The 15956-nt window shown below is 69.2% G+C and carries 8 protein-coding genes and 2 pseudogenes; 5 read left to right on the top strand and 5 right to left on the bottom strand.

Annotation, left to right across the window (positions count from 1 at the left end; translation table 11 throughout):
• Nucleotides 1–143: 143 nt before the first annotated feature.
• Complete coding sequence (alaS, locus tag KZ813_RS00295; RefSeq protein WP_219753366.1) at nt 144–2807, bottom strand: alanine--tRNA ligase; 2664 nt, start codon at nt 2805–2807, stop codon at nt 144–146.
• A gap of 173 nt (nt 2808–2980) precedes the next feature.
• On the opposite strand from alaS, the gene KZ813_RS00290 reads away from it, so the two are divergent.
• Entirely contained in the window at nt 2981–3727 is a 747-nt protein-coding gene (locus KZ813_RS00290) for a PEPxxWA-CTERM sorting domain-containing protein (protein ID WP_219753007.1), read from the top strand.
• 4 nt (nt 3728–3731) lie between these two features.
• Here KZ813_RS00290 and KZ813_RS00285 read toward each other — a convergent pair whose 3' ends face one another.
• Complete coding sequence (locus tag KZ813_RS00285) at nt 3732–5021, bottom strand: M24 family metallopeptidase (protein WP_219753006.1); 1290 nt, start codon at nt 5019–5021, stop codon at nt 3732–3734.
• Between the two features lie 73 nt (nt 5022–5094).
• On the opposite strand from KZ813_RS00285, the gene KZ813_RS00280 reads away from it, so the two are divergent.
• Entirely contained in the window at nt 5095–6417 is a 1323-nt protein-coding gene (locus tag KZ813_RS00280; protein WP_219753005.1) for a dicarboxylate/amino acid:cation symporter, read from the top strand.
• 42 nt (nt 6418–6459) lie between these two features.
• On the opposite strand, the pseudogene KZ813_RS00275 reads toward KZ813_RS00280, so the two are convergent.
• Nucleotides 6460–7338: pseudogene (locus KZ813_RS00275) on the bottom strand (YifB family Mg chelatase-like AAA ATPase); the annotation flags it as partial.
• Between the two features lie 70 nt (nt 7339–7408).
• On the opposite strand from KZ813_RS00275, the gene KZ813_RS00270 reads away from it, so the two are divergent.
• The 3 genes and pseudogenes from KZ813_RS00270 (at nt 7409) to KZ813_RS20310 (ending at nt 9359) form a co-directional block, all read left to right on the top strand.
• Nucleotides 7409–8002: a hypothetical protein gene (locus tag KZ813_RS00270; protein WP_219753004.1), complete on the top strand. Its 594-nt coding sequence runs from the start codon at nt 7409–7411 to the stop codon at nt 8000–8002.
• 265 nt (nt 8003–8267) lie between these two features.
• Nucleotides 8268–8378: pseudogene (locus KZ813_RS20540) on the top strand (PEPxxWA-CTERM sorting domain-containing protein); the annotation flags it as partial.
• 207 nt (nt 8379–8585) lie between these two features.
• The gene (locus KZ813_RS20310; RefSeq protein ID WP_219753003.1) at nt 8586–9359 is read left to right on the top strand and encodes an abortive infection family protein; all 774 of its coding nucleotides are present in this window, start codon (nt 8586–8588) and stop codon (nt 9357–9359) included.
• 43 nt (nt 9360–9402) lie between these two features.
• Here KZ813_RS20310 and KZ813_RS00255 read toward each other — a convergent pair whose 3' ends face one another.
• Complete coding sequence (locus KZ813_RS00255) at nt 9403–15024, bottom strand: DUF3320 domain-containing protein (protein ID WP_219753002.1); 5622 nt, start codon at nt 15022–15024, stop codon at nt 9403–9405.
• Nucleotides 15025–15512: 488 nt separating this feature from the next.
• Nucleotides 15513–15845 carry a hypothetical protein gene (locus tag KZ813_RS00250; RefSeq protein WP_219753001.1) on the bottom strand — a complete coding sequence of 111 codons (333 nt, stop codon included), beginning with the start codon at nt 15843–15845 and terminating at the stop codon, nt 15513–15515.
• Between the last annotated feature and the right edge of the window lie 111 nt (nt 15846–15956).

Genomic DNA, 15956 nt, shown 5'->3' with positions numbered 1-15956 from the left:
GAAGGTGACGGCTGAGACAATCCGGCGGGTGGCGCCCGGGGGGCAAGCGACGCTTTCCCCGCTTCTCCACCACCCCCGATCGCCGCGCCGTGCTCCTACGCATGCAGGAGCTCAGAGGCGGCAGGCGGCACGCTCGCGGCCGGTCACGCTGCCGCGGTCGCCTCTTCCAGCACGGCGCGGATCGCGGCGAGTGCCTCGGCCGCCTGCGACCCGTCCGGCCCGCCGCCCTGCGCCATGTCGGGACGACCGCCGCCGCCCTGCCCGCCCAGCGCCGCGACCGCGCGGCGCAGCAGCTCGACCGCGTTGAAGCGCGCCACCAGGTCCTCGGTCACGCCGACCGCGACCGAGGCGCGCCCGTCGTTGACCGCGATCACCGCCGCCACCCCCGAGCCGACGCGCTGCTTGGCCTCGTCGACCGCGCCGCGCAGGCCCTTGGCGTCGAAGCCGTCGAGCACCTGGCCGACGAACGCCACGTCGCCGACCTGCTCGGGCCCCGCGGGCGCACCGCCGGCGCCGCCGCCCAGCGCCAGCGCCTTCTTCGCCTCGGCGAGCTCGCGCTCGAGCCGGCGCCGCTCGTCGAGCAGCGCGGTGACTCGCGCGGGCACCTCGTCGGGCGTGGTGCGCAGCGACGCCGCCACCGCGCGCAGCGTCTCGTCGCGCGCGGACAGATAGGCCCGCGCCGCCTCGCCGGTCAGCGCCTCGACGCGGCGGACGCCGCTCGACACCGCGCTCTCGCCGACGATCTTGAACAGGCCGATGTCGCCGAGCGCGCCGACGTGCGTGCCGCCGCACAGCTCGATCGAGTAGGTCTCGCCGTCATCCTCGCGCCCCATCGACACGACGCGCACCTCGTCGCCGTATTTCTCGCCGAACAGCGCCATGGCGCCCATCGCGATCGCGTCGTCGGGGGTCATCAGCCGCGTCTCGACCGCGCCGTTGCCGCGGATCTGCGCGTTCACCGCCCTCTCGGCCTCGGCGAGCTCGGCCGGCGTCATCGCATTGGGGTGCGAGACGTCGAAGCGCAGCCGCTCGGGCGCGACCAGCGAACCCTTCTGCGCGACATGCCCGCCGAGCCGCTGGCGCAGCGCCTCGTGCAGCAGGTGGGTGGCGGAGTGGTTGGCGCGGATCGCGCCGCGCCGCGCGTGATCCACCGTCAGCCGCACCGTGTCGCCGACCGCCAGCTCACCCGAGTCGAGCGTGGCGTGGTGGACCCAGAGCTTGCCGAGCTGCTTCGACGTGTCGGTGACGCGCGCCGCGGTGCCCGCGTCGGTGGCCAGCGTGCCCGCGTCGCCCACCTGGCCGCCGCTCTCGCCGTAGAAGGGGGTCTGGTTGACGATCACGTCGACCTGATCGCCCGCGGCGGCGACCTCGACCCGCGCGCCGTCCTTCACCAGCGCGAGGACCACCCCCTCGCCGCTCTCGCTGGCATAGCCGGTGAACTCGGTCGCGCCGAACTGGTCGGCGAGGTCGAACCACAGCTCGTCCGAGGCCTTGGCGCCCGAGCCCTTCCACGCCGCGCGGGCCGCACGCTTCTGCTCGGCCATCGCCGCGTCGAACCCGGCGCGGTCGACGCGATAGCCCTGCGCGCGCAGCGCGTCCTCGGTGAGATCATAGGGGAAGCCGAAGGTATCGTAGAGCTTGAACGCGGTCTCGCCCGCGAGCGTGTCGCCCGGCCGCATCCCGCCGGTGGCGTCGTCGAGCAGGCGCAGCCCCTTCTCCAGCGTCTGGCGGAAGCGAGTCTCCTCCTGCTGCAGCGTCGCCTCGATCAGCGGCTGGGCGCGCACCAGCTCGGGATAGGCCGCTCCCATCTCGGCGACGAGCGCGGGCACCAGGCGGTGCATCAGCGGTTCCTTGGCGCCGAGCAGGTGCGCGTGGCGCATGGCGCGGCGCATGATCCGGCGCAGCACATAGCCGCGGCCCTCGTTGGCGGGCAGCACGCCGTCGGCGACGAGGAAGCCCGAGCAGCGCAGGTGATCGGCGATGACGCGATGGCTCGCCTGGTTGTCGCCGGTCGTCGCGGTGTGAGTCAGCGCGCCGGAGGCGGCGATCAGCGCCTTGAACGTGTCGGTGTCGTAATTGTCGTGGACGCCCTGCATCACCGCGGCCACGCGCTCCAGCCCCATGCCGGTGTCGATCGACGGGCGCGGCAGGTCGCCGACGATCGCGTCCGCCTCCTGCACGAACTGCATGAAGACGAGGTTCCAGATCTCGACGAAACGGTCGCCGTCCTCGTCCGGGCTGCCCGGCGGTCCGCCGGGGATGTGGTCGCCGTGGTCGTAGAAGATCTCGGAACACGGCCCGCACGGCCCGTCCGACCCCATCGCCCAGAAATTGTCCTTGGTGGGGATGCGGATGATGCGATGGTCGGGCAGGCCCGCGATCTTCTTCCACAGGTCGAACGCCTGGTCGTCGGTGTGGAAGACGGTGGCGGTCAGCCTGTCGGCGGGCAGCCCCCATTCCTTCGTCAGCAGCGTCCACGCGTGCGTGATCGCCTGCTCCTTGAAATAGTCGCCGAACGAGAAATTGCCGAGCATCTCGAAGAAGGTGTGGTGGCGCGCGGTGTAGCCGACATTGTCGAGGTCGTTGTGCTTGCCGCCGGCGCGGACGCATTTCTGCGCGCTGGTCGCGGTGGTGTAGGGGCGCGTCTCCAGCCCGGTGAACACGTTCTTGAACGGCACCATGCCAGCGTTGACGAACATCAGCGTCGGGTCGTTCTGCGGGACCAGCGGCGCCGAGGGCACGATGCGATGCCCGCTGCCGCCGAAATAGTCGAGGAACGAGCGACGGAGGTCGTTGGTCGAGGTGATGCTGGTGGAGCTCATGGCGGGGTGACTTAATCGCCCGGGGCGGCGCTGCCTAGCCTCGGGCGTTGCAAAGCGGCAACGCTCGCGCCCGATCCCGCTTTGGGACAGAGCCAGCCTCTTTGTGAATTTAGGGTTAACGGGTAGAGCCGGCGCACAGGAGCAGGGGGTTTCACGACATGAACGTACGAAAGTGGCTTCTCGCCGCGGCGGCCGGTGCTGCGCTCGCGCCGCTGGGCGCCTCGGCGGCGACGATCGTCGCCGGTGATACCGAGTCGATCATGCTCGGCATCCCCGGGTTCGACGCGACGCTCGGCACGCTGAACAAGGTCACGCTCGACGTCAGCGTGCAGAAATACAGAGTCTGGATCCTCACCGCGCCCGCGGGGTCGCTCGTCGGCAGCACCGCGTCCGTGGGCTGGACCGTCGACAGCAGCTGGGGTCTCGGCAGCAGCAACTTCGGCACGCCGGGCTTCACCGTGGCGATCACCGGCGCGGGCAGCAGCGACGTGACCTTCCGCACCGGTCCGTCCTCCGACTACGGCTATTTTCAGGTCAGTGCCAGCGGATCGGGCTCCACCACGTTCGATCCCGCGCTGTTCGTCAGCAACCGCCGAGTCTACTTCAACGGCTTCGACAACGGCTTCTACGGCGATCCGGCGGGCACCGCCCTCACCAACCTTCCCGCCAACGTCCGGCCGATCCCCGCCTCCGGCGCCTGCCGTCTCGGTAGCGACGGCCCGCTGCCGCCGTTCAACGACGACGATATGTGTGGCACGGTCCGCTACACGCTCAGCTACGACTACACGCCGTTCGGCGCCGCGGTGCCCGAGCCCGCGACCTGGGCGATGATGGTGCTGGGCTTCGGTCTCGCCGGTGCCGCGATCCGCCGCCGTCGCCGCGCCGACGCGCACGCCGCCGCCTGACGCCTCAGACGGGCCGCTCGATCGACTCGGGCGGCTCGCTGAACCAGCGCGGCCCCTCGGCGGTGACGTGGAAGCAATCCTCGAGCCGCACGCCGAACTTGCCCGGCAGGTAGAGCCCCGGTTCGTCCGAGAAGCACATCCCGGGCGCGAGCCGCGTCGTCTCGCCGTGGACGAGGTTGACGGGCTCGTGCCCGTCCATGCCGATCCCGTGCCCGGTGCGGTGCGACAGGCCCGGCAACCGATAACCCGGGCCGTAGCCGAGCCGCTCGTAAGAGCCGCGCACCGCGTCGTCCACCGCGCCCGCCGCGACGCCCACCTGCGCGGTGCGGAACGCCAGCGCCTGCCCCGCCTTCACCTGATCCCACACGCGCCGCTGCTCGGACGAGGCGCTGCCGTGCGCCCAGGTGCGCGACACGTCGGACTGGTAGCCCTGGACGGTGCAGCCACAGTCCATCAGCACCACCTGCCCGTCGGCGACGCGGATCACCTCGCGGCTGCCGTGCGGCAGCGCCGCGGCGGGGCCGATCAGCGCCAGCGCGAACTCTGGCTCGCCGCCCAGCTTCTCGGTCGCGGCGGTCATCAGCGCGCCGATCTGCTGGCCCGTCATGCCCCGCTCGACGCGCGCGTAGGTCCAGCGATAGGCCGCGAGCGTCACGTCGGTGGCACGCTGCATCAGCGCGATCTCGGCCGCGGTCTTGATCATGCGGCAGCCGCGCACCACCGGGTCGGCACTCACCAGGCGCGCGTCGGGCAGCGCACGCTTCAGCCCGGCGTGGACAAAATAGCGCACGCTCTCCTCCACCCCGACCGGCCGCGCCGCCAGCCCGCGGTCGCGCAGGAAGCCGGCGACCACGCCGAGCGGGTCGGCGTCCTCCTGCCACACGCGCACCTCGGCGGGCACCGCGAGCGTCTGGCGGACCGACGGCTCCTCGAAGAAGGGCGTGACGACGCAGGGCTCGCCCTCGACCGGCAGGATCGCCGCGGTGAGCCGCTCGCTACGGCCCCAGCGCACGCCGGTGAAATAGATCAGGCTCGACCCCGGCTCGATCAGCACCGCGCCGATCCCGTGCGCGCGCATCAGCGCCTGCGCGCGTCCCAGCCGGGCGGCGCGCTCGGCGGCGTCGATCGGGCGCGCGTCGGCGGTGAGGTCGCGCAGCGCGTCGAGGTCGGGGGCGGCGGCGCGCACCGCCGCCGCGGCCGCGTCGGCCGATGCCGCACCAACGCCGGCGATCAGCGCGGCGCCGCCCGCCAGCACGTCGCGGCGGGCGGGGCGATAGGGGCTTCGCGTCGTCATAGGCCGGCACTAGGGCGCTTGACCGAGTGCCCGCAATCCCCTTCCCTCGCGCGCGCATCAACCGGAGCGACGAATGGCCAAGCGGCTGACCCTCTACATCCTCGTCGGGCTCGCACTCGGCCTCGTGCTGGGCCTCGTGCTCAACGTGTGGCTCGACGACGGCACGCCCGCGGGGGCGGCGCGCGCCACCGAGGTCGCCGGCTATTTCTCGATCGTCACGACGTTGTTCCTGCGACTGATCAAGATGATCATCGCGCCGCTGGTGTTCGCCACCCTGGTCTCGGGCATCGCGCAGATGGGCGACACACGCGCGCTCGGCCGGATCGGCGCACGCAGCCTCGCCTGGTTCATCTCGGCCAGCCTGCTGTCGCTCACGCTCGGGCTGATCATGGTCAACCTGCTCAAGCCCGGGGTCGGCGTCGGGCTGGCGCTGCCGGCCGCTGGCGGATCGAGCGGGCTGGAGACCGCGGCGTTCAACCTGAAGGACTTCTTCACGCATATCGTGCCGTCCTCGATGGTCGACGCGATGGCCAAGAACGAGATCCTGCAGATCGTCGTGATGTCGGTCTTCGTGGGCGTCGCCATCACCGCGGTGGGCGAGAAGGCGGCGCCGCTGGTGCGTGCGATCGACGCGCTGGTGCATGTCATGCTCCAGGTGACCGACTATGTGATGCGCGTCGCGCCGCTCGCGGTATTCGCCGCGGTGGCCGGCACGCTGACCGAACGCGGCCCCGACGTGATCGGCCAGCTCGCGTATTTCATGGGCAGCTTCTATCTCACGCTCCTGGTGCTATGGGCGGCGCTGCTCGGCATCGGCTTCCTGTTCCTCGGGCCGCGCGTCGGCGCGCTGATCCGCCACGTCCGCGAGCCGCTGCTGGTGGCCTTCTCCACCGCCTCGTCCGAGGCAGCCTATCCGCGCATGCTCGAGGCGCTCGACCGTTTCGGCGTGCCGCCGCGGATCGCCAGCTTCGTGCTGCCGCTGGGCTATTCGTTCAACCTCGACGGCTCGATGATCTACATGACCTTCGCGTCGCTCTTCATCGCCCAGGCCTATGGCATCGACATGTCGCTGGGGCAGATGGTGACGATGCTGCTGGTGCTGATGGTCACCAGCAAGGGGATCGCGGGCGTGCCGCGCGCCAGCCTGGTGGTGATCGCGGCGACGCTGCCGATGTTCAGGCTGCCCGAGGCGGGGCTGCTGCTGATCCTCGCGATCGACCATTTCCTCGACATGGGTCGGACCGCGACCAACGTGATCGGCAACGCGGTGGCGAGCGCGGTGATCGCCAAATGGGAGGGCGGCTTCGACCCGCCCGAGTCGGTCGCGGTCGAACCGGCGCGCGCCCCCGCTGGCGATGGCCCGGCCCGAACGGTCGAGCGCTTCCGCGACGTGTGAGCCACATCGAGAGCTAGCGGCCGCACGCGCGTTCGCGGCGGCTCAGCGCGTCGGCGCGCGCCGTCGGTAGCTCAGCGCCTCGGCGACATGCGCGCGGCGAACCTGCTCGGACCCGGCCAGGTCGGCGATCGTCCGGCTCGTCCGCAGCACCCGGGTATAGCCGCGCGCGGAGAGGTGGAGTGCCGTCGCCGCCTCGACCAGCAGTGTGCGCCCGGCCTCGTCGGGCGTGGCGAAGCGGTCGAGCAGGTCGCCGTCGAGCTGCGCGTTGGTGCGCAGCCCGGTGCCGGCGAGCCGCTCGCGCTGCGCGGCGCGCGCGGCGGCGACGCGCGCGCCCACCTCGGCCGAGCCCTCCGCCGCGGGTGGGAGCGCCAGTTCCAGCGCGGTCAGGGCGGCGACCTCGACGTGCAGGTCGACACGGTCGAGCAGCGGCCCCGAGACGCGCGCCTGATAGTCGGCGGCGCAGCGCGGCGCGCGCCCGCACGACAGGGCGGGGTCGCCGAGATGGCCGCAGCGGCACGGGTTCATCGCCGCCACCAGCTGCACCCGCGCCGGATAGGTCACGTGCGCGTTGGCGCGCGCGATGCTGACGGTGCCGCTCTCGAGCGGCTGGCGCAGCGAGTCGAGCACGGCGCGCTGGAACTCGGGCAGCTCGTCGAGGAACAGCACGCCGTTGTGCGCCAGGCTCACCTCGCCCGGTCGCACGCGCAGTCCGCCGCCGGTCAGCGCGGCGATGCTGGCGGAATGGTGCGGCGCGCGGAAGGGTCGTACGCGCGTCAGCGCGCCGCCCGCGAGCGTTCCCGCGACCGACTGGACCATCGATACCTCCAGCGCCTCCGCGGAGTCGAGCGGCGGCAGGATGCCGGGCAGGCACGCCGCCATCAGCGACTTGCCCGCGCCGGGCGGCCCGACGAACAGGAAATCCGATAAAGCTACACTCATCAGGATCTGCTGGGCGGGACGAGTAATCCGACCGGCCCTTTCAGGAGGTGACATGTACGACAGGGTTCGGGAAAAGATCATGGCGGACGCGAAGATCAGCCGTGCATGCGCAAACTTCCTTTCAGATGTCGATCTGAAACCCGGCCTCGCGCAGGGCGGCGGCGGTGTCAACGCCGCCCGCAAACAGCAGATCCGGTTCGTCGACAACATCTACAGCGTCAGGTCGGAATGCAACGTCAACGTCAGGACGAGGGGTCTCGTCACGGGTTCGCTGACCCATGCGAGACCGGCGCCTTTCGCAGTCCTCGACTTGGAATTCCGTTGGTGCCGATATCGCGAACACCTTACCGGGGTTTCGTCGCTCACGCTCTTCGGCACCACGCTTCCCGAGCAGGTGTGCGCCGGACTGCCCCGCGACAAGTACAGGCTGTGCGAGATCGTCGACTCCAGCGGCTACAAGCCGTGGTTCTTCTTCCGTGCGAACCTCCGCGTTAGATCGATCCGGAACGTCGTGCGCATGTGCACCGTCGACTACAACAAGCGGGCGCCGCGCCGCGGACTCCTCATAACGATGATCGATGAGTGGTCCCACGACAATTGGGGATACTGGTCGTCGGAGCAGGGCTACAGGGATCAGATGGCATAAGAACCTCCAGGGAGTGGCGCGCCAAAGAGACCAAGCCTCGCAATCTGCGACGTAGCATTTCAGGCGCTTCGTTTCGGCGCCTAAGTCGCCGCCCGCCTGCAGGAGCCGTATCACACCCGTCCCGTTCGCCTTGATCCAGATCGGCTACTACGGCGTCGCCGGCTCCTTCGCGGAGCAGACGGGCTCCGGCATTCCGGGATCAGCGCTGACGACGCGCGGCTGGTTCGTACTCGGCCGGCTTGGCCTATCGTCCGTGCGGATCGACGTCGCAGCCGTGCCGGAGCCCGCATCATGGACGATGCTGATCGTCGGCTTCGGCGAAGTGGGCTCCGCGCTCCGGCACCACCGCTCACCCACGGTGTTCAAGACCGCCTGATCGCATACGACGCGAGATGACGGCCACGCGTTCGTTCGCCTGCGGACGGACGGTATCCCGAAGCACATCTACGCATTGCATCCTAGGCGTGCGGTCGTAAGCCGTTAGGTGTACGGGCTAACGGGGGGGGGTGGGCATGGGTCACCACGCGACTTGCTGGTGTTACGTCTCAACCTCGAGGGCGGCTCACTCGTGTAGGCGTTAGACGTGGCGGACCTTGCCCGTCCCGACCGCCTCTGTGTCGAGGAGCTCCTCGGCATGGGCGATGGCTACGTCATGGACCTGAGCAACCGGGCCTTCGCCGAGCTCGTCCGAGACGAGCTCGGCATCGACATCGACTCGGCCAAGTACGCGAGTCGCGGAACGTCGAAGGCGAATCGTCTGCGATCGCTGTGGGATCAGGCGGAACCAGGAGCAGTCGCGCGTGTGCTGCGGGCGCTGTGGGATCACCGCGAGCAACGCGGGTGGACGCCGGGTGACCTGGTGGAGCCGCGACCCAGCGTCGTGCGAGCCCGCTACATGGCTGTGGTGGACCGGCTCGAGCGACAGGCCGGAATGTCCGACCTCGAGGCACTGTCGCAATTCGCCGAGGGGGCGACCCTCGGCGAGCTCATCGAGGCGATCAACCGGGATGTCGCGGCGGGTGCGCACGCGGCGGCCCTGGATCGGCTGCACACGTACTCGTGCAAGCGGTTCGCGCATCTGCTCCAAGACGCAGGTCTCGAGTGCACGCGTGAGGAGCCGCTGCACAGCCGCGTCGGCAAGCACGTCAAGCACCTGAACGCCACGCGCCAGCTGCGCTCGATGACCCTGCAGATCCTGAAGAACTCGGTTGGCGTGCTCCAGGCCTTCAACGACGTGCGCAACAACGCCTCGTTCGCCCACGACAACGAGATCGTCGACGCCGACGAGGCCCGCCTCATCGTGGACAGCGTCCTGTCGGTCTTACGCTTCGTCGAGCGGGTCTCGAACACGGGCTAGAGCCGCACCCGCACTTCAACTGGCCGCCGCTTCCGCCAACCGACTAGAAGTCCGCGGGTGCAGCGCCGGTCGGAACGCGTCCGGAGCGTCTCGGCGGATCGTCAGGTCGTGACGCGAGCATCTCTCCCTGACGGACCAGCTCTCCATCGGTGACCGCCGACTCGACGACGTCGAGCATGACGGCTCGCACCTGCGCGCTCGTGGCCTTGATGCCGAGTGCGCGGGATACCGCCTGCACGACCTGGTCCGGGGTGGCACCGAAGTTGTCCCGTACCGTCGCCAAAGCAGCGACCCTGATCTCGGAGGGCGGCAGCATGTCAGCCCGCCTAAGGGCGGTGGAACGTGTGGAGCTGCGATCGCGCGCGATGGGCACCGAGCCGGGCATGGAAAGGAAGTCGCCTTCCTGGACCAGCCTGCCGACCCGCACCGACACGTCGATCGCCCGGGCGATGGCGGATTGTATGCGGCCGCCGGCCCGCTTCAGGCCCCAGCCCTCGCGGATGCGCGCCACCACCTCGTCGACGTGCACCGGCCCTTCCACGGCGACGACCTGATCCGCCAGCATCGAGAGGACGCCGGTGGGTGCGTCGTGGAGCTCCTCCGGGTGGTTCGGCGGTCGCGTTACGATCGACTCGATATAGAGGTTGGACGGAGCCGGCTCGGGTTCCTCCGCTCGAACGAAGCCGATCTCCGTCGTGTCCTCGCGATCGATCGCGACGACATCGACCGGCACCGCGCGGGAGGAGCGTGGAACGGCCGCAGCGTCGTGCTCCGCCTTCGCCGCTTCGATCCTGGCGATCACGAGTTCCAGCTGCTCCGTCGGGCGCTGGAGCCAATCGCCGCTCCATAGCCGGTGGATCGTCCAACCGTGGCTCTCGAGGACGGACTGACGAAGACGATCGCGATCGCGGGCCGACTTGGCGCCCTGGTAAGAGGTGCCGTCGCACTCGATCCCGAGCAGGTACCGATCTGGCCGCTCCTCGTCGGCGACCGCGAGATCGATGTAGAAGCCGGCCAGTCCCACGTTTCGATGCACCTGGTAGCCCCGCGCCTGCAGCGCGCGGGCGACCTGTTCCTCGAACACGCTCTCCTGATCGCGCCCGGTGCTTTCCGAGATCGTCAGGTTGCCGGTCCGCGCGTAGTGCAGGAACATGCGGAAGGCGAACACGCCCTTGCGGCTGGCGGCGAAGTCGGGCTCGATGTCCTCGTCCGTCATGGACGCGAACACCTCGCACCGCTGCTTCGCCCGGCTGATTAGCACATTCAGGCGTCGCTCGCCGCCCTCCGTCCCGAGCGGGCCGAAGCGCATCGGCACGCGGCCGCCCGGCACCGTGGGACCATATCCGACGGAAATGAAGATCACGTCGCGCTCGTCACCCTGCACGTTCTCGAGGTTCTTGACGAAGAAAGGCTCGGAATGGTGCGACTGGAAGAAGCCCTCGACTTCGACCGGAAGTTCGCGACGAAGCTGCTCGAGCTGATCCAGGATGGCGCGACGCTGGGCTGCCGAGAAGGCAGCGACGCCGAGCGACAGGTTCGGGTGCTCGCGCGCGTGGGCCACGATCGCCTCCGCCACGATCCTCGCCTCCACCTGGTTGGTGCGCGTGCCGCCGGCGTCGAAGATGCCCTGGGGGACGCGGTGGAAGCGCAGGCCCATCCCCGCCTCGGCGGTGTACGGGCTGGGTACGATGAAGAGCTTGCTTTCGTAGAACTGGCGGTTGCTCACGGCAATCAGCGACTGGTGCTTGCTGCGGTAGTGCCATCGCAGCATGCGGTTGGGGAGCCCCCTTGCCGTGAAAAGACCGAGCACGCTCTCGATGTCGGCGACGCGCCCCTCGTTCTCGTCGTCGTCCGATCCGCTCCCGGTCATCTTGGCGAAGAAGGCCGTCGGCGGCAGCTGCTTGGGGTCGCCGACGACCACGACCTGCTTGGCGCGCGCCACGGCGCCGAGCGCGTCCACCGGCTGGATCTGGCTCGCCTCGTCCATGACGAGGAGGTCGAACTCGAACACGCCGGGTGCGAGGAACTGTGCCACGGACAGTGGGCTCATCATGAAGACGGGCTTGAGGGCCTGGATCGCAGGACCCGCCTTATCCATCAGCCTGCGGATCGGCATGTGTCCGCGCCGCTTCTGCATCTCCGCCTTGAGCGTGCCGAGCGGACCGAAGCCCATGCCGTCGCGTGCCGGCATACGTCGATGATGCGATCTGACGACCTCGACGCTCGCCGCCGCGATGCGTTGGCGGTCCATGTCCGCGAACTCGCGGGCGAGGCGGCCGTGCAGCGTGCCGTCGAAGCGGCCGAGCTCGGGATCATGGGCAACCATGTCGGAGTAGAGGGCTTCATGGTAGGCCATCTCGAAGGCGGGCACGACGTCCGGTCCGGTCAGCCGGCCATCGCGTAGACGATCGACGACCTCGCCGCAGCCGAGCTCACGCGCCCGGAAGGCGCGATCGCGGTAGGCGACCCAGCGGGAGAGCTGCTCGCCGTTGCTGCGCCAGAGCTCCAGCCGCTGTCCGATGACGGCAAGCGGCGCCACGTCGATGCTCGAGCTGCCGAACGCCTCCGCGGTATCGAGCATCAGGTCGGCGGCGAGGGCTGCGAGCGTCGATCCGACGTCGGTTCGGTGCCTCTCGAGCGCCGTGGCGACAGTCGCGAGTTCGCTCCGGTTCGTCAGCCGGCTCGCAAGTCGTCGGATGTCGTCATTGTCGCGGAGCCAGTCGCTTGCGGCCGCCAGCAGATCCCACTGTGACGAGTCGCCATGCCATGCGCCCTTGAAGGCGTGTGAGCCGAGCGTTTCTCCCGCCTTGATGGCTGCCGCCTCGGACTGCCCGTCCTGAAGACGCGAGATGAGCTCGAGACGCTTGGGCAGTCCCGGCGGCACTTCACTCATCACCTCGCGGATGGACCTGTCCGCCTGATCGACGCGCACGGCGGTCGCGAGCAGAGCCTCCAGGTCGCCGCGATCGTGGGTGACGGCGGAGCCGAACGCGAGTTCTCGCCGCTCGGCCATCGCGGTCCATAGCCGACCGGTGCCCTCCGCCACCGCCGGCCCCTGCTCGTGCACAGCCGCCGCCTGAGCTTCGATGAGCCGCTGATCCGGTCGCCTGGCGGCGATGAGCCGAGGCTCGGCGCCGAGCCCCTTGAGCGATCTCATCCACTCGACGATTGTGCCGAGGGGCGCCGACGTTGTTCGTGCGCCGCGCCAGTGATCTCCGAAGGCGGTGCGGCCGAGTGCATCCTCGCTCTCGATCTCGCGACGTGCCGCCTGTCCGTCGGCGAGCGCATCGAGAAGGGCCAGGGTCTCCTCGAGCGGCTGCTCGGGGTTCGTCAGGAAGGAGCGCACGGTCCGATTCGCGCGCCTCCACTCGCCACTCAGGAACCGGAGGAAGCCGGTGCCATGTGAGGCGAGCGCGGCGCGAGCGCCCGCCAGGTCCGCGTCCCAGGCCGCGTCGGAGAGCGCCATGGACGTTCGGGCGCGGGCCGCCTCGAGTCGGCCGACCGTGGTGACCAGATCCCCGGCTCGCTCGATGCCGCTGTTCCACAGGTCGGCGGCGAAGACCTCGGCGTTGGCCTCGGGTGCAGCTGCGACCCGATCGCCGATCTCAGCCAGATGCAGGGCGTCGGCGAGGGTCCGGGGCGCGTCATGGCCGAGGCTGCGGGCGAGCGCGGCCGATGCGTCCATCAGCCTCGGCAGCAACCGCGAGACCTCGTGAGCTGTGGCGAAATCGTCCGCGGAGAACGTCGCTGGAAGGACCTTCAAGGCCTCGACAGCCTCGTTGAGATCGGCGGACCAGGCGGCTTCGCCGAAGGTTCGCGCCAATTCCTGCCGCGCCGAGGCGTACCGGTGCCCTGCAGCGAGGAGCGCGTCTATCACGTCGCGCGAATGCATCCACGCCTCTGACGCGAGTGCCTCGGCTTCGAGCGCGGGAGCATCGGCGACGCGCCTCGCAAAGGCTATCGCGTGCTCGACATCGCCCAGGTGGGCCGAGGGCTCTATGGCGAGCGTCACCGCAAGGGCTGCGTCGTCGTGCGCGAGGGTCGACAGCCCGTCCGCGATGCCCTTCACGCGAGTCAGCAGACGATCGACTTCCGCCGGCAGAATGGCCGGCAAACCGACGCCGCGCCACGGATGGTGTGCCGGGACGCCGATCGCCTCTATGCGTTCGACGAGTTCCGCCAGGGTCTCGCGCCGTTCGATGAAGCCGTCCCTGGACCACGACGCGGCTTCCTCGAGACGTATGTCGTTGGGCTCCTGCCCGTCGATCCTCAGCCGGGCAAGCTGACCGATCGCCTGGAACGGCGTGAGGCTCGAAGCCGGGTGCGGCGCGTGCATGCGACTCACGTGTTCGTTGAGCCGGTCGCGGGCCTCGGTGAGGCGGGTGTTGAGCGTGCCGGGATCCTGACCACGCGGCGCGCCCAGCTCCCAGGTTCGCCTAAGCTCCTCGAGAAGCGCGCGCTTGTTGGCCTTGTTGCTGTGGAGTTCGAGGCACGCGTCACCCACGCCGTTGGCATCGAGCCTGCGCTTGACGACCTCCAGCGCGGCCATCTTCTCCGCGACGAAGAGCACGGTTCGGCCGTCCGCGATGGCGGAGGCGACGATGTTGGCGATGGTCTGGCTCTTGCCGGTGCCGGGCGGCCCCTGGACGACCATGTCCCGCCCCTTGCGCACCTCGTGCACGACGAGCGCCTGACTGCTGTCGCTGTCGACGATGTGGAGCATGTCTGCAGGCGGGATGAAGGGATCGATGGGCGCATCCTCGGGGATCATGCCCTCACCGACGTCGAAGCCGTCGGAGAGCAGGCCGCGGATGAGCGGCCGGTCGCTGATGCGTCCGCTAACGGGCCAGTTCGCCGGATCGAGGTCTCGGTACATCAGGAACTTGGCAAATGAGAAAAAGCCGAGGGTGATGTCGTCCGGCAGCACCGCCCAGTTCTGCTTGGAGACGACGGCTTCGGCGACTTCGTCGACATAGCCCGAGTAGTCGAACTGGTCGCTCGCCTCGAAGGCGGGGAGCCGTATTCTTTGCGTGCGGTCCAGGAAGGCCTCGAGGGACAGGTTGGGCGCGAACTCCTCCGCCCTGACGCGCAGCTTGAACTTCTCGCCCGCATTGCCGCGCTCGAGCGAGACCGGGACGAGGACGAGCGGAGCGTAGCGAACGTTGGCGGCGTTCTGCGGATCGATCCACTTGAGCGCGCCCAGTGCCAGGTAGAGGATGTTTACGCCCTGCTCCTCCTCCAGTGTGCGGGCGTCGAAGTAGAGTTCGAGCAGGCGTTTCTGCAGCCCCTTGGAGGTGAGCCGGGTCTGCAGCTTGGTGTCTACGTGCCGCGCGAAGGTGCCGCTTTCATCGGCCTCCTCGTCCGGCTGAGCGAGTTCGACGATCTCCTCGGCTCCATCGTCGCCGTCCCCCTGAACCAACCTACCCGCAAGAAAGGTGAAGGCGCGGCCCTCCGTCACCAGCAGTCTGAAGATCTCGGCCGCCTTCTCGTCGACGATCTCCACCGCCTTCGCGTTCTTCGACGAACGCGGCATGTTGAGCAGCCGGTTGCGGGCGGACAGGTCCAGCAGCTCGGTCCGGGCCCGGTCGAGCTTGACGTCGAGCGGAAGGTCGCTCTGGAAAACGGACGCGTCAGATCCGATCGCGTCGACAGCCGAAGTCGCCAATGAAGTTCCCCCTTGATCGTGGGGATCGTGGCTCGCGAATAGTGGCGCTGTCCAGAGGGTTAGACCGGTCGGTTCGATCACCTCCGCTCGACCGAGCAGTGACGTGACTGCGCCGGATCGCGGGAACGTGGCGCCTCGCCCGCGAGCCGATCCCCTCAGCTCTCTGACCCGCGACGCGGAGGTCTGCGCTCACGCCTGCTAATCCGCATCGTGTTGCTCCCGGTCATGAAGGGCGAAACTATCGCGTTCATATCGGATCGAAGCAGAGGGGCGGTCGGCCCGATCGATTTAACGAGCGCTTTGCGGCTATCGAGGCGACTCGAGCCAACAGGCACATGGCGCCCTCAGTGCGTAACGCACGCGGCGATGGCGGCAGGAGTTCGGCGCGCTGCAGCATCGGTCTGCGTCGATGAGCAAGGCCGGCGAAGCAATTACCCGCCTACTTACGTTCTCCTGCTCGCCGTTCAGGTCCATGAAGAGGACCGTGTTCAACGACACCGCGCGCATGCCGTGGTTGGGCCACCACTCGTAGCGGATGAACCGCTCCAGCTCGGCGTCGATGCGGTGCGCAGGCGCTGAGCGGCGGCACCATCGGTCAAATCGACGTCGCCGAAGCGGTGGATGAAGATGGCTATGTCGTGCGATTCTCGCATGAAGCGCATCGACGCATGCAGCGTGGGAAACGCAATTGGCAGATGCGCCCGCATCCGCCCCATCGTCACGCTGGGCTTCTCGCCTTCGTGGAAGAGGTCGCCCACGTGATCGTAGGGGATCCGCCAATCGCCACGGTCGGGCAGCGCGGCCCCGTCGCCATTGTCCACCGACATTTCCCTCTCGGCGCTGCGTTAGAAGCACGCAGGTGTCGCGTACCTGTTCGGCGCGCTCACTGCCATCGTTGCGTGTGTTGGCCCGCGTCTTTGACGGTGCTTGCT

The organism is Sphingomonas folli (assembly GCF_019429525.1).
GTDB classification, from domain to species: Bacteria; Pseudomonadota; Alphaproteobacteria; order Sphingomonadales; family Sphingomonadaceae; genus Sphingomonas; species Sphingomonas folii.
This window is presented reverse-complemented; position numbering and strand designations above follow the sequence as displayed.